Origin of the sequence: Paracoccus sediminis, from assembly GCF_900188295.1 — a bacterium.
Taxonomy (GTDB): domain Bacteria; phylum Pseudomonadota; class Alphaproteobacteria; order Rhodobacterales; family Rhodobacteraceae; genus Paracoccus; species Paracoccus sediminis.
The window spans coordinates 255,134-276,514 of sequence record NZ_FZNM01000002.1; the positions used below are offsets into that span (position 1 = coordinate 255,134).

The 21,381-nt window shown below is 67.9% G+C and carries 17 protein-coding genes; 9 read left to right on the forward strand and 8 right to left on the reverse strand.

Translation table 11 applies throughout. From position 1 onward, the window contains the following. Window positions 1-11: 11 nt before the first annotated feature. Both CHB77_RS04270 and CHB77_RS04275 read right to left on the reverse strand, forming a co-directional pair. The gene (locus CHB77_RS04270) at window positions 12-1,262 is read right to left on the reverse strand and encodes an MFS transporter (RefSeq protein WP_089386938.1); all 1,251 of its coding nucleotides are present in this window, start codon (window positions 1,260-1,262) and stop codon (window positions 12-14) included. A gap of 116 nt (window positions 1,263-1,378) precedes the next feature. Next, the gene (locus CHB77_RS04275) at window positions 1,379-1,972 is read right to left on the reverse strand and encodes a LolA family protein (protein ID WP_089387161.1); all 594 of its coding nucleotides are present in this window, start codon (window positions 1,970-1,972) and stop codon (window positions 1,379-1,381) included. A gap of 137 nt (window positions 1,973-2,109) precedes the next feature. Between CHB77_RS04275 and CHB77_RS04280 the strand changes: the two genes are divergently transcribed. Together CHB77_RS04280 and CHB77_RS04285 are read left to right on the forward strand one after the other, a co-directional pair. Beyond that, entirely contained in the window at window positions 2,110-3,342 is a 1,233-nt protein-coding gene (locus CHB77_RS04280; protein ID WP_089386939.1) for a putative DNA modification/repair radical SAM protein, read from the forward strand. After that, entirely contained in the window at window positions 3,339-4,760 is a 1,422-nt protein-coding gene (locus tag CHB77_RS04285; protein WP_089386940.1) for a UdgX family uracil-DNA binding protein, read from the forward strand. Before CHB77_RS04280 ends, CHB77_RS04285 begins: the two co-directional genes overlap by 4 nt. A 67-nt stretch (window positions 4,761-4,827) precedes the next feature. Here the strand turns inward: CHB77_RS04285 and CHB77_RS04290 are convergent, their stop codons facing one another. Together CHB77_RS04290 and CHB77_RS04295 are read right to left on the reverse strand one after the other, a co-directional pair. Further along, window positions 4,828-6,048, reverse strand: a complete 1,221-nt coding sequence (locus tag CHB77_RS04290; RefSeq protein WP_089386941.1) for a UbiH/UbiF/VisC/COQ6 family ubiquinone biosynthesis hydroxylase — start codon at window positions 6,046-6,048, stop codon at window positions 4,828-4,830. Next, complete coding sequence (locus CHB77_RS04295; protein ID WP_089387162.1) at window positions 6,041-6,955, reverse strand: SDR family oxidoreductase; 915 nt, start codon at window positions 6,953-6,955, stop codon at window positions 6,041-6,043. The genes CHB77_RS04290 and CHB77_RS04295 overlap by 8 nt, the downstream gene beginning before the upstream one ends. Before the next feature lie 92 nt (window positions 6,956-7,047). Here CHB77_RS04295 and CHB77_RS04300 point away from each other — a divergent pair, with 92 nt between their 5' ends. From CHB77_RS04300 to pdeM, 7 genes are all read left to right on the forward strand, one after another. Next, a complete protein-coding gene (locus CHB77_RS04300; RefSeq protein WP_089386942.1) occupies window positions 7,048-8,532 on the forward strand; it encodes an AMP nucleosidase in 1,485 nt (494 codons plus the stop codon). Between the two features lie 148 nt (window positions 8,533-8,680). Then, complete coding sequence (locus tag CHB77_RS04305; protein ID WP_089386943.1) at window positions 8,681-8,980, forward strand: HU family DNA-binding protein; 300 nt, start codon at window positions 8,681-8,683, stop codon at window positions 8,978-8,980. A 121-nt stretch (window positions 8,981-9,101) separates the two neighbouring features. Continuing rightward, window positions 9,102-9,998, forward strand: a complete 897-nt coding sequence (locus tag CHB77_RS04310) for a DMT family transporter (protein ID WP_089386944.1) — start codon at window positions 9,102-9,104, stop codon at window positions 9,996-9,998. A gap of 61 nt (window positions 9,999-10,059) precedes the next feature. Then, on the forward strand, window positions 10,060-11,052 hold the full coding sequence (locus CHB77_RS04315) for a ligase-associated DNA damage response exonuclease (protein WP_089386945.1): 993 nt from the start codon (window positions 10,060-10,062) through the stop codon (window positions 11,050-11,052). Beyond that, on the forward strand, window positions 11,049-12,599 hold the full coding sequence (locus tag CHB77_RS04320; RefSeq protein ID WP_089386946.1) for a cisplatin damage response ATP-dependent DNA ligase: 1,551 nt from the start codon (window positions 11,049-11,051) through the stop codon (window positions 12,597-12,599). Before CHB77_RS04315 ends, CHB77_RS04320 begins: the two co-directional genes overlap by 4 nt. Then, window positions 12,596-14,971 carry a ligase-associated DNA damage response DEXH box helicase gene (locus CHB77_RS04325; RefSeq protein ID WP_089386947.1) on the forward strand — a complete coding sequence of 792 codons (2,376 nt, stop codon included), beginning with the start codon at window positions 12,596-12,598 and terminating at the stop codon, window positions 14,969-14,971. The genes CHB77_RS04320 and CHB77_RS04325 overlap by 4 nt, the downstream gene beginning before the upstream one ends. Then, window positions 14,968-15,636: a ligase-associated DNA damage response endonuclease PdeM gene (pdeM, locus tag CHB77_RS04330; protein WP_089386948.1), complete on the forward strand. Its 669-nt coding sequence runs from the start codon at window positions 14,968-14,970 to the stop codon at window positions 15,634-15,636. The genes CHB77_RS04325 and pdeM overlap by 4 nt, the downstream gene beginning before the upstream one ends. Before the next feature lie 33 nt (window positions 15,637-15,669). Here the strand turns inward: pdeM and CHB77_RS04335 are convergent, their stop codons facing one another. The 4 genes from CHB77_RS04335 to dnaN all read right to left on the reverse strand — a co-directional run bounded on the left by CHB77_RS04335 (window position 15,670) and on the right by dnaN (window position 21,292). Further along, the gene (locus CHB77_RS04335; protein WP_165456196.1) at window positions 15,670-16,410 is read right to left on the reverse strand and encodes an outer membrane protein; all 741 of its coding nucleotides are present in this window, start codon (window positions 16,408-16,410) and stop codon (window positions 15,670-15,672) included. A gap of 142 nt (window positions 16,411-16,552) precedes the next feature. After that, window positions 16,553-18,991 carry a DNA topoisomerase (ATP-hydrolyzing) subunit B gene (gene gyrB / locus CHB77_RS04340; protein WP_089386950.1) on the reverse strand — a complete coding sequence of 813 codons (2,439 nt, stop codon included), beginning with the start codon at window positions 18,989-18,991 and terminating at the stop codon, window positions 16,553-16,555. A 94-nt stretch (window positions 18,992-19,085) separates the two neighbouring features. After that, the gene (gene recF, locus CHB77_RS04345; protein WP_089386951.1) at window positions 19,086-20,171 is read right to left on the reverse strand and encodes a DNA replication/repair protein RecF; all 1,086 of its coding nucleotides are present in this window, start codon (window positions 20,169-20,171) and stop codon (window positions 19,086-19,088) included. A 2-nt stretch (window positions 20,172-20,173) separates the two neighbouring features. Beyond that, complete coding sequence (gene dnaN, locus CHB77_RS04350; protein WP_089386952.1) at window positions 20,174-21,292, reverse strand: DNA polymerase III subunit beta; 1,119 nt, start codon at window positions 21,290-21,292, stop codon at window positions 20,174-20,176. Between the last annotated feature and the right edge of the window lie 89 nt (window positions 21,293-21,381).

Below are 21,381 nucleotides of genomic sequence, written 5' to 3' on the forward strand. Positions count from 1 at the left end.
GCCCCGCGCCGTCAAACCGCCGCAGCCGCCATGGGCAGCCGGGCGGGCGCCTCGCGCACGGGCAGGTGGATCAGCGCGCTGAACGCCCCCACGCCGACGCCGATCCACCAGACCAGGGTATAGTCGCCATAGGCGTCGTACAGCGTGCCGCCCAGCCAGACCCCCAGGAACGACCCGATCTGGTGGGACAGGAACACGAAGCCGTACAGCGTCGCCATGTAGCGCAGCCCATAGATATGGGCCACCAGCCCCGAGGTCAGCGGCACCGTGGCCAGCCACAGCGCCCCCATGACCAGCGAAAAGACGACGACGCTAACCGGCGTGATCGGCATGAGGATGAAGGCCGCCGCGGCGACGGTGCGCAGGGTATAGATGCCGGCCAGCAGGTATTTGCGGGTGTAATGCTTGCCCAGCCAGCCCGCGAAGATCGACCCCGCGATATTGGCCAGACCGATCAGGCTGATCGCCACCGCCCCCAGGGCCGAGGTGGTGGTGATGCCGATGCTGGCCAGCGTGCCTGCCGGATCGATAGGGCCGCACATCTCGGCGATCATGGCGGGGAAATGGGCGGTGATGAAGCCAAGCTGATAGCCGCAGGAAAAGAACCCGACGAAGATCATCAGATAGGATGGATCGCGAAAGGCGCGTTTCAGGACGCTGCCCAGGCTTTCCTCCAGTTCGTGACGGCTGGCGGGCTTGCCATGGCCCAGCATCGGCAGGAACAGCAGGCAGGTCAGGATGATCCCGCCGAAGATGATGAACACCGTCTGCCAGGCATAGAAGGCCAGCAGAACCTCGGCCAGGGGGGCGCCGAAGACCTGTCCGGCGGATCCGGCGGCGGTGGCGATGCCAAGGGCCAGGCTGCGGTTTTCATCGCTGGCGGCGCGTCCGACCACGGCCAGGATCACCCCGAAGCCGGTGCCCGCGATGCCGAATCCCACCATCACTTCCAGCATCTGCACCGTGGCGGGGGTGGTCGCAAAGGCTGTCAGCACCAGCCCCGCCGAATACAGGATCGCCCCCAGAATGATCGCCCAGCGGTCCCCCCAGCGTTCGGCAAGCGCGCCGAAGATCGGCTGCCCGATCCCCCAGGCCAGGTTCTGGATGGCGATGGCCAACGAGAATTCCGTGCGCGGCCAGCCGAAATCGGCGGCGATCGGGATCTGGAACACGCCGAAACTGGCCCTCAGGGCAAAGTTGATAAGCAGGATCAGCGATCCGCCGATCAGGATGGGCGTGAACAGGCGGGATTGGGCGGACATGGCGGAACCTGCGCGACAAGGGGTCGCGGCCAGCGTTGGACCCGCCCGTCCCGAAGATCAAGCCCCGGCAGCGTGATGAAACCCATCAACCGCCATGATGGACGCGGTCGAACCGATCAATTGCGCCGGGCCAGTTCGCTGTTGATCGAGAATTTCGACGCCGGGATCGACCCGCCCTCGCGCATCTCGCCCAGGATCACGGTGGTCTTCTGGCCGCTGTCGTCGGTGACGACCCACTGGCGCAACTGCGTCGGCCCGCCGGTGAACACCATCTGGATGTTGCCGTATTGCGGGTTCTGGGGATCCTGCGCGGTCACGACTGTGGCGTTCTTCGATTCGGCATGCGCCGTGACCATGTTTGCCCGGCCCAGGTCCACGTTCGCGTCCAGGATGATCGACAGAGGCGTCTGCGACAGCGGATATTGCTGCGGATCGCCCGATTTCGGATCGAACACCGCGACATTTCCGGCGGATGCCAGAACCAGCGTGTTGTCGTTGTTGTATTCGAACCGGACTCGCCCTGGACGCTGGATATAGACCGTCCCGGTCGAGATCGAGCCGTCGGGATTGACCTGCGTGAATTCCGACGTCGCCGTCGTCATCCGGTTCAGATAACGCGACAATTCGTTAAGCGGGATTTTCTCGGCAAGCGCGGGAACGGCAAGGCCAAGGACAAGGGCGGGCGCAAGGGCGAGGGATCTGAGGTTCATGACGCGGATCATATCCTTTCCGAACGGGGATGCACATCACGACTGGCGGATGGTTCGGGCGTCAAACAATCGCAGGGACGTGAATGTTCCCGCAGCAGGCTGTTGAACAGAACACAGCAAGAACATATATTCCCCGCATGGCACCGCGGACCCTCCAGCAGAAGCTTGCGATCCTGTCGGACGCGGCGAAATACGACGCCTCCTGCGCCAGCAGCGGCACGACCCGGCGCGACTCGCGCGACGGCGGCATTGGATCATCGGGCGGCACGGGCATCTGCCACGCCTACACGCCGGACGGGCGCTGCATCAGCCTGTTGAAGATCCTGATGACGAATTTCTGCATCTTCGACTGCGCCTATTGCATCAACCGCGTCAGCAGCAACGTCGAGCGCGCCCGGTTCACCCCTGAGGAGGTGGTGATACTGACGCTGGAATTCTATCGCCGCAACATGATCGAGGGGCTGTTCCTGTCCTCGGGCATCATCCGCAGCCCCGATCAGACCATGGGCGACATGGTCCGCATCGCGCGGACGCTGCGGATCGAACACGGGTTCAAGGGCTATATCCACCTCAAGACCATCCCCAACGCCGCGCCCGACCTGGTGGCCCAGGCGGGGCTGTTCGCCGACCGCCTGTCGATCAACATCGAATTGCCCCAGGACGCCAGCATCCGCGAACTGGCCCCCGAAAAGCGCCCCGAGACGATCCGCGCCGCGATGGCCGACGTCCGCCTGTCGCGCGAGGCCGCGAAGGAGAAATCCCATACCGGCCGGCCTCCGCCGCGTTTCGCGCCCGCCGGCCAGTCCACCCAGATGATCGTCGGCGCCGACGCGGCCACCGACCGGGACATCCTGAAAACCTCGGCCAACCTGTATTCCGGTTATGACCTGAAGCGGGTCTATTATTCCGCCTTCAGCCCCATTCCCGACGCCTCCGCCGCGCTGCCGCTGGTCAAGCCGCCGCTCATGCGCGAACACCGGCTGTATCAGGCCGACTGGCTGATGCGTTTCTATGGGTTCGAGGCCGACGAGATCGGCGCCGCCCATCCGTCGGGCTTTCTGGATCTGGCCATCGACCCCAAGCTGGCCTGGGCGCTTGCCAACCGGGCGCAGTTTCCGGTCGATGTGACGCGCGCATCGCGCGAGATGCTGCTGCGGGTGCCGGGCTTCGGCACCAAGACCGTGACGCGGATCTTGGCCGCGCGGCGCAACGGGCCGGTGCGATACGGCGATCTGCTGCGGATGGGGGCAATCATGTCCAAGGCGCAGCCCTTCGTGACGCTGCCTGACTGGCATCCCGGCGCCCTGACCGACAGCGCGGGCCTGCGCGCGCGCTTTGCGCCGCCGCCCGAACAGTTGCAACTGCTGTGATCCGCGTCGATCTGCCGCGCTTTGGCCGTTTCGAGGCCTGGCGCGACGCGGCGCGCCAGCTTGCCGGCAATCGCGTGGATCCGGCCCAAGTGACTTGGGCCGATGCCGACGCTCCGCCCGGCCTGTTCGGCGCCGATCCCCTACCGTCGCCCGGCCCGCACCCGGTGGCGGCAACGCGGGATTTCCTGGACTTGGCCCGCATGGCCGCCAGCCATTCCGATCCCGAACGCTGGGCGCTGCTGTATACGGCGCTGTTCCGGTTGCAGGACGACCGGGGCTTTGTCGCCAACCCCGCCGATCCCCTGACCGACCGGCTGGGGCGGATGGCCAAATCCGTGCGCCGCGACATCCACAAGATGCACGCCTTCGTGCGATTCCACGAATTGCCCTCGGCTGGACCGCGCCGCAGCTTCGGCGCCTGGTTCGAACCCGAACATCCGATCCTCGAGGCCGGGACGCCGTTCTTTGCCAAACGGTTCGCCGACATGGACTGGCTGATCGCCACGCCCGAAGGCATCGCCCGGTTCGGCGGGGCCATCGCCTATGCGCCGCCCGCGCCGCGGCCGGATTTTCCGGCGGATGCCAGCCATACCCTGTGGCAGACCTATTTCGCCAACATCTTCAACCCGGCCCGCATCAAGACCACGGCCATGCGGTCGGAAATGCCGCTGAAATACTGGAAGAACCTGCCCGAGACCGCGCTGATCCCCGAGATGCTTGCCGATGCGCCCCGCAGGGTGCAGGCCATGCGCGACGCGGGCGCGACCAATGCCCCGGCTTTCGCCGCCCGCGTGACGGCCCGCATCCGCCAGATCCCCGACGACCGCCCGCCCGAGTCGCTGGAGGCGGCGCGCGACCAGGCCCTGCGCTGCACCCGCTGCGACCTGTGCCATGCCGCCACCCAGACCGTCTGGGGCGAGGGCGATCCCGCGGCCCCCCTGATGATCGTGGGCGAGGCGCCGGGCGATCACGAGGATCTGCAGGGCCGCCCCTTCGTCGGCCCTGCCGGTCAGCTGTTGCGGCAGACCATGGCGGGCGCGGGGCTGGACCCGGCGCGGGCCTGGATGACCAATGCGGTCAAGCATTTCAAGTTCGTCCCGCGCGGCAAGCGCCGCATTCACCAGAATCCCGGCGCGGAAGAGATCCGGCATTGCAAGGGGTGGCTGGATCTCGAACGCCGCTTTGTCCAGCCCCGCCTGACGGTGGCGCTTGGCGCTACGGCGGCCTTTGCCCTGACCGGCAACCGCTTGCCCCTGACACCCCGGCGCGGGACGGTGGAAACCATGCTCGACGGCGGCCCGGTGCTGATTACCTGGCATCCCAGCCTGATCCTGCGGCTTGATCCGGCCGCGGCCGCCGCAGCGCGCGACCAGTTCGCCGCCGACCTGTCCCAGGCCGCCCGCCGTCTTGCCGCCTGAGCTTTGCCTTGGCCCAAATATCCGCAGGGGTGAATTGGCCGCAGGCCAAGAGGGGGCGGCAGCCCCCTTACAGCGCCCGCCCCAACAGCAGACGCGGCATCGGATCGACCGACAGCCCCGCCGCCCGCCGCATGAAGCCCCGCCGCAAGGCGGGCACCGCCGTGACGATTCCCATGCCGACTCCGCGAACGGCAGATACCAACGGGTTTTCGGTGGCGAACAACCGGTTCACCCCGTCCATGCCCAAGGCCAGCGCGGTCGCGTCGAACCGCCGCCAGCCTTGGTATCGTTCCAGCACCATCTCCGATCCGATATCCTCGCCCCGCCGGGCGGCATCGACCAGAACCTCGGCCAGCGCCGCCACGTCGCGCAGGCCCAGGTTCAGCCCCTGGCCCGCGATCGGATGCACGCCATGGGCCGCATCGCCCACCAGGGCCACCCGGTCCGCGACATAGCGTTCAGCCAGCGAGAGGCTGAGCGGATAGGTGAAGCGCCCGCCCGCCAGTTCGATCCGGCCCAGGTAATCGCCAAAGCGCGGGCGCAACACGTCCAGGAACGCATCGTCCGGCAGCGCGGCGATGGCGCGGGCATTGGCATTGGTCTCCGACCAGACGACGCTGCTGCGATTGCCGGGCAGGGGCAGGATCGCCAGTGGACCGGTGGCCATGAAATACTGCTGTGCGATGCCGTGGTGCGGGCGTTCGTGGGCAATGGCCGCGACCAGCGCCGTCTGGCCGTAACCCCACCCCTGACGCCGGATGCCCGCGCGCGCCGCCACCCCCGATCCGCGCCCGTCGGCGCCCACCAGCAGCCCGGCGCGCAGGCGGCGGCCGTCGGACAACACCACCTCGACCCCGCCCGCGGTGGATCCGTGACCTGTGACCAGCAGGTCCGGCAGATGCCGCACCCGGTCCCGCATCGCCGCCAGCAGGGCGCGGTACAGGAACCGATCCTCCAGCATATGGCCGACCGGGCCTTCCTCGATCTCGGCGCTGTCGAAATGCAGGAAAAACGGGGCCGCGCCTTCGCCCGAACGGCCCTGGGACGCCTTGACCTGCCGGATCGGCTGGCTGTCGCCCGCCAGCCCGTCCCACAGCCCCAGCGCCTTCAGCAACCGCTGCGAGGCCACGGCCAGCGCATAGGCGCGCCCGTCGAAATTGTCGCTCGCCCGCGCATCCACCGGGCGCGGATCGACCACGGCCACGCGCAGGCCCGCGCCCGCCAGGGCCAGCGCCAGCGTGGGACCGTTCAGCCCGCCCCCGGCGATCAGCACATCCACATCAGTCATGGCGCGGATCCTGCACAGGCGCGGGGCGGAGTCCATGCGGCGAAGCGCCCCCGGACGCGGCCTCGGCCGCCAGGATCGCCGCCAGGCCGCTGCGATGGTCGGGATACCGCAGTTCGACCCCCAGATCCCGCTTGATCCGCCGGTTCGACACCCGCTTGCTGTCGGCATAGAACGACCGCGCCATCGGCGTCATCTGCGCATCTTCGAAGGCCACCTCGGGCGGGGGCGGCAGGCCCAGCAGATCCGCTGCATGGGCCAGCACGTCCTGGGGCGGGGCCGGGTCGTCGTCGCAGACGTTGTAGGCGGTGCCGGGCGCGGGCCGGTCGATGGACGCCAGCAGAACCTGGGCGATGTCCTCGGCATGGATGCGCGAAAACACCTGGCCCGGCTTGACGATCCGCCGGGCCGTGCCGTTGCGGATCTTCTCGAAAGGGCCGCGGCCGGGACCATAGATTCCCGCCAGCCGGAAGATGTGCAGCGGCAGGCCCGCCTGATCCGCCAGGGCGCGCCAGTCCGCCTCGGCCCGGATGCGCGCCTGGCCGCGCGGGCCGGCGGCGTCCAGAGAGCTGTCCTCGTCCACCCAATCGCCATCCCGGTCGCCATACACCCCCGTCGTGGACAGATAGCCCAGCCAGCGGGGCCGCGCCCGCGCCAGATCGTCGCGGAACGCCGCCAACACCGGATCGCCCAGCGGTCCGGGCGCGACCGAGACCAGGACCGCGTCCGCCGTCGCGATCTCGGACCGCAACCGCGACTCGGCGCCCGGCCAGGGGATCGGCGCGGCCCCCGCCGCCGCGACCCGGCCGGGATCGCGCCGCGTGGTGCCCAGAACCTGCCAGCCCCGCGCGCGCAGCAGCGGCGTCAGGAAACCGGCGCTGTAGCCGTGGCCGAAAACAAGCATCTTCATGACGCCAGCGTAACGGCGCCGGGAGCCCGGCGCCAGACGCTTGCCTGCGCCCGGCCGCGCTGGCAGGGTCGCGGGAAAGAAGGACACCAAGAATGGACTCGGATTCCCGCTACCTGCCGGTCGAAACCCCCGATACGCCCGGACGAGAGCAATTCACGGACGCCCCTGCCGCCGTCGCGCGCCTGCAAGACCTCTATGCCCGATCGACGGGCTTTCTGCTGGACCGCTTCACCAAGACCCTGGAAGGCGATCGGCCCACGGCCCGCTATCGCGCCTTTTATCCCGAACTGCGCCTGACCGTGCCCACCCATCCGAAGGTCGATTCGCGCCTGTCGTTCGGGCATGTGGTGTCGCCCGGCAGCTATTCCGCGACCGTGACCCGTCCGGATCTGTTCGGGAACTATCTGACCGAACAGATCGGCCTGCTGATCCGCAACCATGGCGTGCCGGTCGCGGTGGGCATCAGCGACACCCCGATGCCCGTGCATTTCGCCGTCGCGGCGCAAAGCGACCTGGCCGTGCCCCAGGAAGGCGTCCTGGATTTTTCCCTGCGCGACGTGTTCGACGTACCCGACCTGAACACCATGAACGACGACATCGTGAACGGCGTCGCAGGCCCGATGCCGGACGGATCGCTGCATCTGGCGGCCTTTACCGCGCAGCGCATCGATTATTCCCTGGCGCGTTTGCAGCATTATACCGCCACGGCGGCGGATCATTTCCAGAACTTCGTGCTGTTCACCAACTATCAGTTCTATGTGGACGAGTTCGAGGCCTTTGCCCGCCGCGCCCTGGCCGATCGGTCGCTGGGCTATGACCGCTTCGTGGCGCCCGGAAACCAGGAAATCTCCGACCCCGAGGCGCCCCTGGCCGCGCTGACCAAGCTGCCGCAGATGCCGACCTATCATCTCAAACGCGCGAACGGGCAGGGGATCACGCTGGTCAACATCGGCGTGGGTCCATCCAACGCCAAAACCGCGACCGACCACATCGCCGTGCTGCGGCCCCATGCCTGGCTGATGGTCGGCCATTGCGCGGGGCTGCGAAACAGCCAGTCGCTGGGCGATTTCGTCCTGGCCCATGCCTATCTGCGCGAGGATCACGTCCTGGACGACGACCTGCCGGTCTGGGTGCCGATTCCCGCCTTGGCCGAGGTGCAGGTGGCCTTGCAGGAAGCCGTGGCCGAGGTCACGCGGCTGGACGGATACGAACTGAAACGGATCATGCGGACGGGCACGGTGGCCACCATCGACAACCGCAACTGGGAACTGCGCGACCAGTCCGGGCCGGTCCACCGGCTGTCCCTGTCGCGCGCGGTCGCCCTGGACATGGAAAGCGCCACCATCGCCGCCAACGGGTTCCGGTTCCGGGTGCCCTATGGCACGCTGCTGTGTGTCAGCGACAAGCCGCTGCACGGCGAATTGAAGCTGCCGGGCATGGCCACGGATTTCTATCGCACGCAGGTCGCCAATCATCTGCTGATCGGCATCCGCGCCATGGAAAAGCTGCGAGAGATGCCGCTGGACCGGATCCATTCGCGCAAATTGCGGTCCTTCAACGAGACGGCGTTCCTGTGACCTTGCGTCAACCGGCCATGCGGCGCCTCCTTTCGCAGGATCTGGCGAAAAAGGCTTGATCTGTTGGTCAAAAACGTGTGTAGCAGGCGTTATGCCGCAAAAGGCGCTATTCGCAGGCCCGCAGAACAGGGCAGGAGGAGACAGATTCATGGCTACGCCATCCGCGAAACCGATGACCAAGACCCAGCTTGTCGCGACCCTGGCCGAGGAAATGGGTTCCGACAAGAAATCGGCAACGGCCGCGCTGGACGCGATCGCCGCGGTGGTCAGCCGCGAAGTCGCCGCCGGCGGCTCGGTCACGATCCCCGGAATCGGCAAGATCGCCTGCCGCGCCCGCCCGGAACGCCAGGTCCGCAACCCGCAGACCCAGGAAATGATGACCAAGCCCGCCGACAAGCAGGTCAAGGTGACGGTCGCCAAATCGCTGAAGGACAGCGTGAACAGCTGATCGCCCCGACGGGTGGATGACAGGGCCGTGCCGATGGGCGCGGCCTTTTTCGTTATGCCCTTTCCGCCATCCCCCCGACCTGCTAGCCCTTCTGCATCATCTGCAAGACAGGGCCTTTCGCATGGACATTCGCGCAATCGGCATGGGGGTGTTCTTTGCGGTGATGTGGGCGTCGGCCTTCACCTCGACCCGGATGATCGTGACCGAGGTGCCGCCGCTGTTCGCCCTGGCCCTGCGGTTTCTGCTGTCGGGGACGATGGGCGTCATGATCGCCTTGGCTATGGGTGAAACCTGGCGCGCGCTGACGCGGGCGCAATGGCGGGCGGTGGTGATCCTGGGCCTGTGCCAGAACGCGCTGTATCTGGGCCTCAACTGGGTGGCGATGCAGTGGATCGAGGCGGGGCTGGCCTCGATCATCGCGGCCACCATGCCGCTGATCGTGGCGCTGCTGGGATTTCTGCTGATGGGCGAACGCCTGCGGCCGCTGGGCGTCGCGGGGCTGGCCCTGGGGCTGGTGGGCGTGGCGATCATCATGGGCGCGCGGTTGCAGGGTGGCAGCGACATGACCGGCATCCTGATGTGCTTTGCCGCGGCCCTGGCGCTGGCGGTGGCCACGCTGACGGTGCGGGGCGCCAGTTCGGGCGGAAACGTCATGATGGTGGTCGGGTTGCAGATGCTGGTCGGGTCCGCGACCCTGTGGATCATCGCCCCGATCCTGGAGGACTGGCAGGTCGACCCCAATCCGCGCCTGGTCTGGGCATTCCTTTATACCGTGATCGTGCCGGGGCTTGTGGCGACCTGGGTGTGGTTCAAGCTGGTGGGCCGGATCGGCGCCGTGCGGGCCGCGACGTTCCATTTCCTGACGCCGTTCTTCGGGGTGGCGACCGGCGCCTTGCTGCTGGGCGAACGGCTGGCCGCCAGCGATGTGGTCGGCGTGGGCATCATCATGGCGGGCATCCTGGCCGTGCAACTGTCCAAGGCGCCCGTGGCCCCGGTCCGCCGCGCCCCGCCCGCCTGACGGAACAGGGGTCCGCGGGGCCGCGTTGTCGTTGCGCAATTCCTTGCCACCTTGGGGGCCTATGCGCGCCGACCAGATCCTGCACCCTACCCCGGCCGGCCTTTACTGCCCACCCGGCGATTTCTACATCGACCCGATCCGCCCGGTGCCCCGCGCGCTGATTACCCACGGCCACGGCGACCACGCCCGTTCGGGCCATGGCGCCGTCATGGCGACGCGGCAAACGCTGGAGATCATGGCGATCCGTTATGGCGAGGATTTTGCCGGCCAGCGCCAGGCCGCCGAGGGTCCGGTCCGCGTGGGCGACGCCACCGTCAGCTTTCATCCGGCGGGCCATATCCTGGGATCGGCGCAGATCGCCGTGCAGCCGGACCATGGTCCGAAGATCGTCGTGTCGGGCGATTACTGCCGCCACCCGAACCCGGTCAGCGATCCTTACGAACCCGTGCCCTGCGACATCTTCGTGACCGAGGCGACCTTTGGCCTGCCGGTGTTCAAGCATCCCGATCCGGCGGGGGAAATGGCCCGCCTTCTGGCCAGCATGGCCGAATTTCCCGAACGCCATCACCTGATCGGCGCCTATGCCCTTGGCAAGGCGCAGCGGCTTATCATGCTGGCGCGGGCGGCCGGGATCGACGGCCCCATCGCCATTCATGGCGCGCTGCAACGGCTGTGCGATTACCATGTGGACCAGGGGATCGACCTTGGCCCGCTGATCCCGGCCACCGCGAAACAGGTCGATGCGCAACTGGTAATCGCGCCGCCCTCTGCCTTTGCGTCGGCCTGGGTGCAGCGGTTCAAGGACCCGGTGATCGGCTTCGCCTCAGGCTGGATGGCGGTGCGCGCCCGCGCCCGGCAGCGGGGGGTCGAACTGCCGCTGGTCATCAGCGATCACGTGGACTGGCCGCAGGTCACGCGGACCATCACCGAACTGGCCCCGTCCGAGGTCTGGATCACCCACGGGACCGAGGACGGGCTGATGCGCTGGTGCGAATTGCAGGGCATCCCCGCCCGCCCTCTGCGCCTGGTGGGCTACGAGGACGAGCCGGAATGAGGGCATTCGCCACCCTGCTGGAACGCCTGGCCTTCACGCCTGCGCGCAACGCCAAGCTGCGGATCCTGCGGCATTACCTGGACCAGACGCCCGACCCGGATCGCGGTTTTGCCTTGGCGGCTCTGACCGGCGATCTGAAACTGCGCACCGTGACGCCCGGCCTGCTGCGCGGGCTGATGGTCGAACGCGTGGACGAACAGCTGTTCGCGCTGTCCTATGACTTCGTAGGCGATCTGGCCGAAACCATCGCGCTGCTTTGGGAAACGGATCAGGACGAGGATGTGCCGCTGACACAGGCGGTGGCGCTGCTGTCGGACACCGGCAAGGCAGGCCTGCCCGTGGCCATCGCCGGAATGCTGGACCGGCTGGGACCGTCGCAGCGGCTGGCCTTTCTGAAACTGGCGACCGGGAACATGCGCATCGGCCTGTCCGCCCGCATGGCCCGGATCGCCCTGGCCGACATGGGCGCCCCCGACCTGGCCCAGATCGAGGAGATCTGGCACGGGTTGACGCCGCCCTATCAGCCGCTGTTCGACTGGATCGCGGGGGGGGCGCGGCCCGAACAGGCCGCAAAGGCCCCGTTCCGTCCGGTGATGCTGTCCACGCCGGTCGATCTGGACCAGTTGCAAGCCTTTGATCCCGGCGATTACGTCGCCGAATGGAAATGGGACGGCATCCGCGTCCAGGCGATCAACGACGGCGGCGTCCGGCGGCTGTATTCCCGCACCGGAGAGGACATCGGCGCCAGCTTTCCCGACGTGATCGAGGCGCTGAACTTCGACGGCGCCGTCGATGGGGAACTGCTGGTCCGGCGCGGCGAGGATGTCGCGGTCTTCGGCGACCTGCAAAAGCGGCTGGGACGCAAGCAGGTGGGCCGCACGATGCTGGACAGCCACCCGGCCAGCCTGCGGGTCTATGACCTGATGATCTGGCAAGGGCGCGACCTGCGCGACCGGCCGCTGACCCAACGCCGCGGGATCCTGGAGAAAGCCGATTTCGGCAGCGACCGCATCGATGTCTCTCCGCTTCTGGATTTTGCCACCTGGGACGACCTGGCGGCCCTGCGGGCCGATCCCCCGGCGGCGGTGATCGAGGGCGTGATGATAAAGCGCCGCGACAGCGCCTATGTCGGCGGGCGTCCGCGCGGGCCGTGGTTCAAGTGGAAGCGCGATCCGCAGGTGGTCGATGCCGTGCTGCTCTATGCGCAGCGCGGGCATGGCAAGCGGTCGGGGTTCTACAGCGATTTCACCTTCGGGCTGTGGGACGCCGATCAACTGGTGCCGGTCGGCAAGGCCTATTTCGGCTTCACGGACGAGGAGTTGCGCGAACTGGACCGGTTTGTCAGGAACAATACCATCGAACGGTTCGGCCCCGTCCGTTCGGTCGCGCCGAAACTGGTGCTGGAGGTCGCATTCGAGGGGCTGAACGCATCCGGCCGCCACAAGGCGGGCGTGGCCATGCGCTTTCCCCGCATCAGCCGCATCCGCTGGGACAAGCCAGCCGTCGAGGCCGATCACCTGTCCACGCTGAAAGCCATGATCGCTTGACCCTGCCGCCCGATTTCCAGGACTGGTTCGCCCGCCAGGGCTGGCAACCGCATCCGCACCAGCTGGATCTGCTGGCGGCGCAGGGCGACACGCTGCTGATCGCGCCCACGGGGGGCGGCAAGACGCTGGCCGGGTTCCTGCCGTCGCTGGTGGACCTGGCCGATGGCCATACGGGGCTGCACACGCTCTATGTCTCGCCGCTCAAGGCGCTGACGGCGGATATCGCCCGCAACCTTGCGCGTCCGGTGGCCGAACTGAACCTGCCCATCCGGGTCGAGGACCGGACCGGCGACACGCGGTCGGCCCAGCGCGCCCGCCAGCGGGTCGATCCGCCGCAGATCCTGCTGACCACGCCGGAATCGCTGGCCCTGATGCTGTCCTATGAACAGGCGCCCCGGATCTTCGGCAGCCTGCGCCGGGTGGTGCTGGACGAACTGCACGCGCTTGCCGAAAACAAGCGCGGCGATCAGCTGATGCTGGGCCTGGCGCGTCTGCGCGCGCTGGCCCCCGGCGTCGTCACCACGGGCCTGTCGGCCACCGTCGAGGATCCCGACGCCCTGGCCCGTTTCATGGGCGGCGCCACCATCATCAATGCCGATCCCGGCCCGGACCCCGACATCGCCATGCTGGCCACCGCGCGCCCCGCGCCCTGGGCGGGCGGCGGAGGCCATTATGCCATCCCCGAGGTTCTGGACCAGATTCGGCAGGCCCGCACCACCATCATCTTCATCAACACCCGCGCCCAGGCGGAGCTGTTCTTTCAGGCCCTGTGGGCGGCCAACGACGACAACCTGCCCATCGGCCTGCACCACGGCAGCCTTGCGCGCGAGGCGCGGCAACGGGTCGAGGCGGCGATGGCGGCGGGGCAATTGCGCGCCGTCGTGGCGACCGGCAGCCTGGATCTGGGCATCGACTGGGGCGCGGTCGATCTGGTCATCCAGGTCGGCGCGCCCAAGAACGTCAAGCGGCTGGTCCAGCGGATCGGACGGGCCAACCACCGCTACAACGCGCCAAGCCGCGCCCGCATCGTGCCCGCCAACCGTTTCGAGGTGATCGAATGCGTGGCCGCCCTGGAGGCCGTGCGCGAACGCGATCTGGACGGCGATCCGCGCGGCCCCGGCCCGCTGGACGTGCTGTGCCAGCATATCCTGCTGACCGCCTGCGCCGGTCCCTTCGACGCCGACGCCCTGTTCGCCGAGGTGCGGGCCGCCGGCCCCTATCGCGGCCTGACGCGCGCGCAGTTCGACGATTGCCTGGAGTTCGCGGCGACCGGGGGATACGCCTTGCGCGCCTATGACCAGTGGCAGCGGCTGATGCGGCGCGACGGGCTGTGGCGGCTGCGCGATCCCCGCGCCGCGCGCAACCTGCGCATGAACGTGGGCACCATCGTCGAGGCCGAAATGCTGAAGGTCCGCTTTCGCGGGCGCGGCGGCGGCTTGTTGGGCGAGGTCGAGGAAGGATTCGCCGCGACCCTAGTGCCGGGCGATACCTTTCTGATCGGCGGGCAGACCGTGCGGTATGAAGGGCTTCGCGAACTGACCGTCGAGGTGACGCGGCAGCCCGCGAAACAGCCCCGGATCGCGGTCTATTCCGGGTTGAAGCTGGCGACATCCACGCAGTTGTCGCATCGGGTGCAGGCCCTGATCGGCGATCGGTTGCGCCATGGCGCGCTGCCCCCGAACACCGCCGACTGGCTGGCGCTTCAGGCCCGCGTCAGCACCCTGCCGCAGCCTGGCGTCCTGCTGAGCGAGACGTTTCCCCATCACGGCCAGTGGCATTTCGCGCTGTATGGGTTCGCGGGGCGGAATGCCTTGCAGACTCTGGGCCTGTTGATGACCAGGACCATGGAGGATGCGGGCCTTGGGCCGCTGGGGTTCCTGGCGACCGACTATGCCCTGTGGATCTGGTCGCTGGACCCCGTGACCGATCCCGAACCGCTGATGGACCGCGAGGCGCTGCGGACGGGTCTGGGCGACTGGCTGGCGGGCAATGCGGTGATGAAGCGGACGTTCCGCAATGTCGCGATCATCGCCGGGCTGATCCAGCGCAACATGCCGGGAGGCCGCAAGTCCGGCAAGCAGGCCACCTTTTCCAGCGACATCCTTTACGATACCTTGCGCCGCTATGACCCCGGCCACCTGCTGCTGCGGATCACCGCCGAGGAGGCGCGCCGGGGCCTTGTGGATTTCGACCGGATCGAGGACATGCTGGACCATTCCCCCCGCCACGACCACCGGATGCTGGACCGCGTGACGCCGCTGGCCGCGCCCCTGCTGCTGGAATTCGGCCGGGTGCCCATCGCGGGCCAGGGCCGCGAGCGCCTGGCCGAGGCCGAGGCCGCCGCCCTGATGGCCGAGGCGGGGCTGACGTGACCCATGCCTTCGACTTTGCGGGCCACCGGGTCGAGGCGCGGCCGTCGGGTGCGCTGTTCTGGCCCGACCGCCGCTGGCTGATCGTGGCCGACCTGCATCTGGGCAAATCCGAACGCCTGGCCCGGCGCGGCGGATCGCTGCTGCCGCCCTACGAGGTTCTGGCGACGCTGGATCGCCTGGAATCCGAAATCGCCGCCACCGATCCCGCCGCCGTGGTCAGCCTGGGCGACGGCTTCGACGACGACACGGCGGCGCAGGCCCTGCCGGACATGCTGTGCGACCGCCTGCGCGGCATGGCCTGGGGGCGCCGCTGGATCTGGATCAGCGGCAATCACGACCCGTCCCCCGTCTGCCCGCGCCTGCCGGGCGAAACAGTGGCCGAACTGGCCGACGGTCTGGTGCTGCGGCATCAGGCCGGACAGGGACCGGACGTTTCGGGCCATTTCCACCCTTGCGTCAGGCTGGCGGGGGAACGGCGGCGCTGTTTTCTGGCCGGGCGCGATCATCTGATCCTGCCGGCCTTCGGGGCCTATACGGGCGGGCTGGCGGTTGACAGTCCCGTCCTGTCGGCCCTGGTGCCGCAAGGGCTGGCCATTGCCTGCGGGGGCGGGCGCGCGTTGGCCCTGCCGGTCGGCACCCTGCGCCGGACTGGCCGCCGGGCATGACGGCCAAAGACTGCGCCCGGCCGATGTCTCGGTTCAGAAGCTGAAGTTCACGCCCAACCTGAGATCCTGATGTTCCGGCGTGGCGCGGGTCAGCACGCTGTCGGCCTCGTCCCCGGCTTCGATGTCGGTTTCGCCCAGGTTGCGATACTGCCATTCCGCGAACAGCGACAGGTTGTCGCGCACCTTGCGTTCGACCCCCAGGCCCAGCGAATAGCCGGTCGTGTCGTAGGTCACCGTCTCGGTCCCCGCAGCGTCCGACAGGGAATAATCCAGATCGCCGTAAACCGCCCCCGCCGCCGCATAGACAAGGGTGCGGGGGGTCACGACGTAGCCAGTCTTGGCCTGCACGCCGACCAGATAGTTGACGGCGGATTCGATCCGGGCGCCGGGATCGGCGCCCAGCGTGTCGGTGGCATCGACGCTGCCGCCTTCGATCCACAGTTCGGGGCCAAAGACCCAATTGCCCCGCTGCCAGCGATAACCGGCCTGAAACGCCACGGTCGGACCCTTGATATCGGCCCGTCCCAAGGCATCGTCCCGCCCGATCAGATCGCCGTTATTGTACAGGTCGAAGCCCACCGAATCATTGCCGCCAAAGGCGTAGCCCAGCGATCCCCCGGCGTAACCGCCTGTCCAGTCGTCCACCGGATCTGCCGCGGCCACGGGGGCGACCGCCACAGGATCGGACACCGGCGCGGCATAGCCGCCCGCCAAGGCTCTCGACGCGGTCAACACGCCCAGGGCGCACAGGGCGGCAAAACGGGTCGGACGCATCGGCGGCTCCTTGAAACAGGCGGCGAATCGCATGTCGTGCAGCGATATCGTCCGATTGCCCTTGCGGCAACTGGCGACGAGACGGTTCCGGCAGAAAAACCGGAACGTGCATGAAGCTGCGGCAGATCGGTCGCGCGTTGCGTCAGGTATCCAGATTCTCGACGCTCAGCGCGTTCTGCTGGATGAATTCGCGGCGCGGTTCCACGACGTCACCCATCAGCTTGGTGAACAGATCCTCGGCCTCGGCAACATCCTGAACCCGGACCTGCAACATGGTGCGCGCGCCAGGATCCAGCGTGGTTTCCCACAACTGGCCGGGATTCATCTCTCCCAGGCCCTTGTAGCGTTGCAAGGACAGGCCCTTTTCGCCTTCCAGGAAGATCGCCTGCAACAGCCCCAGCGGCCCGAAGATCGGCTGGTCGCGGTCCTTGCGGATCAGGCGCGCGGGCTGGCCATAGACATCCTGTAACGATCCGGTCATCTCGCCCAGGCGCCGACTTTCGGCGCTGCGCAGCATCTGCCCGTCCAGGGTCCGGTTCTCCTCGACCCCGCGCAGGGTGCGGGACAGGCGGATGCCCGCGTCCTGGGTCGGGCGGCCGGACCAGCCGCGTTCGTATTCCTCGGCAATCATGTCGAGACGCCCGGCGACGGCGCTTGCCGCGCCCTGCGCATCGGCATCGATGCGGCCCGGCATCAGCGCGCCCGCGATGGCGGCCTGTTCGGTGATATGGGGGGGATAATGCGTGGGATAGGCGCGCAACACCCGGCGGGCGGCGCGGGCCTCCTCGACCACGCGGGTCAGATCGGCGCCGACGATCTGCTGGCCGTCGTGCAGCCGCAGCGCCGCGCCCTCCACCCCCTGCTGGATCAGGTAATCCTCCAGCGCGGCCTCGTCCTTCAGATAAACCTCGGACCGCCCGCGCGACACCTTGTACAAGGGCGGCTGGGCGATATACAGGTGGCCCGCGTCGATCAGTTCCGGCATTTGCCGGAAAAAGAAGGTCAGCAGCAGCGTGCGGATATGCGCGCCGTCCACGTCGGCGTCCGTCATGATGACGATCTTGTGGTAGCGCAGCTTGTTCAGGGTGAATTCGTCGCGCCCGATGCCGGTGCCCAGCGCCGTAATCAGCGTGCCGATCATTTCCGACGACAGCATCCGGTCGAACCGCGCCCGTTCCACGTTCAGGATCTTGCCCCGCAGCGGCAGCACCGCCTGGTTCTGGCGCGACCGGCCCTGTTTCGCGGAACCGCCCGCGCTGTCGCCTTCGACGATGAACAGTTCCGACAGGGCCGGATCCTTTTCCTGGCAATCGGCCAGCTTGCCGGGCAGCGAGGCCACATCCATCGCGGTCTTGCGACGCGTCAGTTCGCGGGCCTTGCGGGCGGCCTCGCGCGCCAGTGCCGCCTCGATGATCTTGCCGGTGATGGCCTTGGCCTCGGACGGGTTCTCCTCGAACCATTCGGCCAGCTTTTCGCCCACCAGGTTTTCCACTGCCGGACGAACCTCGGACGACACCAGCTTGTCCTTGGTCTGGCTGGAGAATTTCGGGTCGGGCACCTTGACCGACAGCACGCAGGTCAGCCCCTCGCGGGCGTCGTCGCCGGTGAAATCGACCTTTTCGCGCTTGGCGATGCCGCTGTCCTGGGCGTATTTGCCGATCACGCGGGTCAGCGCGCCGCGAAAGCCCGCCAGATGCGTGCCGCCGTCGCGCTGCGGGATGTTGTTGGTAAAGGGCAGCACCGTCTCGTGATAGCTGTCGTTCCACCACATCGCGACCTCGACCCCGATGCCGCCGCGTTCTCCGGTCATGAAGATCGGCTCCGGCATCACGGCGGTCTTGGATCGGTCCAGGTATTTCACGAATTCCCGGACGCCGCCTTCGTAGAACAATTCCGTCCGCTGCACCTCGGCGTGACGCTCATCCTCCAGGATGATGCGGACGCCGCTGTTCAGAAAGGCCAGTTCCCGCAGCCGGTTTTCCAGCGTCTTGAAGACGTAATCCAGATTGCTGAACGTGCCGTCGGGATGGCTGGTCTTTGCGGACGCCAGGAACCGCACCTCGGTTCCCTTTTCACCCGGCGCGGCGTCGCCCACGACGCGCAGGTGTTCGACGGTATCACCCCCCTCGAACCGCGCGTAATGTTCCTTGCCGCCCCGCCAGACGCGCAGGTCCAGCCAGTCGGACAGGGCGTTCACGACCGACACGCCCACGCCGTGCAGCCCGCCCGACACCTTGTAGCTGTTCTGGTCGAATTTCCCGCCCGCGTGCAGCTGGGTCATGATGACCTCGGCCGCCGAAACGCCTTCGCCCGCGTGGATGTCGGTGGGAATGCCGCGGCCGTTGTCGCGCACCGACACGCTGTTGTCGGCGTGGATTTTCACCTTCACATAGTCGGCGTGGCCGGCCAGGGCCTCGTCGATGCCGTTGTCCACGACTTCGTAGACCATGTGGTGCAGGCCGGACCCGTCGTCGGTATCGCCGATATACATGCCGGGCCGCTTCCTGACGGCTTCCAGCCCCTTGAGAACCTTGATGGAATCGGCGCCGTATTCGGCGGTCTGCGGGGCTGCGTCGGTCATGGGTGATGGTGTCCTGTTCCTGTGGGGCCGATATAAGCATTCGGCCGGGCAAAGTCACGGGAAAGACGGGGTTTTTCGGCGGTATCGACAGGTTTCAGCCGACAGCCTCGGCGGCGTGTGACATCCCTTCGGCCTTTGTCACCGACAGGCGGCGTGCGCCGGGTCCGAAATCCGCGAAAAGCTCTGGCCCGGTGCCGGTCAGCAGGCTTTGCGCGGGCAGGGTGCCAATCGCCTCATACAGCGCGGCGCGGCGGCGTGCGTCCAGATGGGCCGCCACCTCGTCCAGCAGCAGCACGACGGGCCGGCCCGCCAGCGCGCGCGCGTTGGCCAGCATCAGCGACAGAAGCAGAGCCTTTTGTTCCCCGGTCGAGGACTGGGCGGCGGGCATGGACTGCGGACCCCAATGCGCGCCCAGGTCGGCGCGGTGCGGGCCGGTCAGGGTACGCCCCGCCGCCAGATCGCGCGGACGCAGGGCGGCCAGGCGGGCGGCGATGCTGTGGGCGTCGGGATCATCGGCCGCGCCTTCGCCCGGCAGCAGGGTCAGCGTGGCGGCGGGAAAATCCCCGTCGGTCTGCGCTGCCATGATGGCCGTCAGCGCGCCCTGGCGGTTCCGCGTCAAGGCGGCGCCCGCATCGCCCATCTGCGATTCCAGCGCGCGATACCAGCCGGGATCGCCGATCCCGTCGCGCAGCAGGCGGTTGCGTTCCCGCATCGCCTTGTCATAGGTCAGCGCCAGATCGGCATGGTCGGGACAAAGGCTCAGCGTCACCCGGTCCAGGAACCGGCGGCGCGCCTCGGGCGGGTCGGACCACAGCCGGTCCATGGCCGGCACCAGCCACAGGATCCGCAGCATCCCGCCCAAGGCGGTCTGTGGAACGGGCTTGTCGTCGATGGCGACGCCGCGCGGCTGGCCCGGCAGGGCCGCGGTTTCCAGGGCATGATCGCCAAGCGCGGCCCGGATCCGCCAGCCTGTGTCCTTGCCCAGCCGCGCCTGTTCGGGGGCGGGCGCCGCCCGCAGGCCGCGGCCCGGCGCCAGCATGGACACGGCTTCCAGGATATTGGTCTTGCCCGATCCGTTGGGACCAGAGATCGCCAGCGGCCGCTGGTCCAGATCCAGATCCAGCCGGGGCCAGGACCGGAACTGCGCCAGCGACAGATGCGCCAGCGACGTTTCGAGCAATGTCACACGCGCATCGGCATGACGACATAAACCGCGCTTTGATCGCCGCCTTCGCGGATCAGCGCGGCATCGCCGGATCCGTTGAACATGAACACCGCGTTGTCGCGGTCAACCTGGCTGGCGATTTCCTGCAAGTACTTGGCGTTGAAGCCGATCTCCAGCGGATCGTCGCCATAGGCCACGATCAGCTCCTCCTCGGCGGTGCCGGCGTCGGGGGCGTTCACCGACAGGATCAGCCGGTCCTGGTCCAAGGCCAGCTTGACCGCGCGCGACCGTTCGCTGCTGACGGTGGCCACCCGGTCCACGGCGCGGGCAAAATCGGCGGCGTCCACCTCCAGCTTGCGGGCGTTGTTCTGGGGGATGACGCGCGAATAATCGGGGAATGTCCCGTCGATCACCTTCGAGGTCAGCGTCAGGGTGGGCGTGGCGAAGCGCACCTTGGTTTCGCTGACCGACACGGCGATGTCGGTGTCGTCGTCGTCCAGCAGCTTGCGCAGTTCGGCCACCGTCTTGCGCGGCACGATCACGCCCGGCATGTCGTCCGCGCCCACCGGCAGGGGCGCGTCGATCCGCGCCAGGCGGTGCCCGTCGGTCGCCACGCACCGCAGCATGGGCTGGCCGTCCGCCTGGGCCACATGCATGTAGACGCCGTTCAGGTAATAGCGCGTTTCCTCGGTGGAGATCGCGAACTTGGCCTTGTCGAACAGCCGGCGCAGCATGTCGGCCTTGGCCCGGAAGCTGGCGCTGTATTCGCTGGAGGCCATGACCGGGAAATCCTCGCGCGGCAGGGTCGCCAGGCTGAAGCTGGATCGCCCCGCCTGCACCGACAGCCGGCCCGACGCATCGTCCGAACTGATCTGGACCAGGGCGCCGTCGGGCAGCTTGCGCGCGATTTCGTTCAGCATCACCGCGCTGACGGTGGTGGCGCCGGGCCGTTCCACTTGCGCCGCGGCACGGTCCACCACTTCGGTATCCAGATCCGTCGCGCGGAAGCTGACGCCATCGGGCGTGGCCTCGATCAGCACGTTGGCCAGGATCGGAATGGTGTTGCGGCGTTCCACGACCGATTGGGCCTGAGAAACGGCCTTGACCAGAACGGCGCGCTCGATCGAGAATTTCATCACTTTTCCCTGTGCCTGTGGCCGTTCCGGCCCGTGAACGGACCTGTTTTGTAACGACCCGCGCGGGCGGTCACAAGGGTTTCGTGGGG

Bases quoted from the DNA above. Each gene is read 5' to 3' on its own strand.
- dnaN (WP_089386952.1), bottom strand. From the start codon at position 21,292: ATGAAATTCTCGATCGAGCGCGCCGTTCTGGTCAAGGCCGTTTCTCAG.
- CHB77_RS04280 (WP_089386939.1), top strand. From the start codon at position 2,110: ATGGCACCGCGGACCCTCCAGCAGAAGCTTGCGATCCTGTCGGACGCG.
- CHB77_RS04290 (WP_089386941.1), bottom strand. From the start codon at position 6,048: ATGACTGATGTGGATGTGCTGATCGCCGGGGGCGGGCTGAACGGTCCC.
- gyrB (WP_089386950.1), bottom strand. From the start codon at position 18,991: ATGACCGACGCAGCCCCGCAGACCGCCGAATACGGCGCCGATTCCATC.
- CHB77_RS04335 (WP_165456196.1), bottom strand. From the start codon at position 16,410: ATGCGTCCGACCCGTTTTGCCGCCCTGTGCGCCCTGGGCGTGTTGACC.
- CHB77_RS04275 (WP_089387161.1), bottom strand. From the start codon at position 1,972: ATGAACCTCAGATCCCTCGCCCTTGCGCCCGCCCTTGTCCTTGGCCTT.
- CHB77_RS04310 (WP_089386944.1), top strand. From the start codon at position 9,102: ATGGACATTCGCGCAATCGGCATGGGGGTGTTCTTTGCGGTGATGTGG.
- CHB77_RS04315 (WP_089386945.1), top strand. From the start codon at position 10,060: ATGCGCGCCGACCAGATCCTGCACCCTACCCCGGCCGGCCTTTACTGC.
- CHB77_RS04305 (WP_089386943.1), top strand. From the start codon at position 8,681: ATGGCTACGCCATCCGCGAAACCGATGACCAAGACCCAGCTTGTCGCG.
- CHB77_RS04295 (WP_089387162.1), bottom strand. From the start codon at position 6,955: ATGAAGATGCTTGTTTTCGGCCACGGCTACAGCGCCGGTTTCCTGACG.
- CHB77_RS04270 (WP_089386938.1), bottom strand. From the start codon at position 1,262: ATGTCCGCCCAATCCCGCCTGTTCACGCCCATCCTGATCGGCGGATCG.
- CHB77_RS04300 (WP_089386942.1), top strand. From the start codon at position 7,048: ATGGACTCGGATTCCCGCTACCTGCCGGTCGAAACCCCCGATACGCCC.
- CHB77_RS04320 (WP_089386946.1), top strand. From the start codon at position 11,049: ATGAGGGCATTCGCCACCCTGCTGGAACGCCTGGCCTTCACGCCTGCG.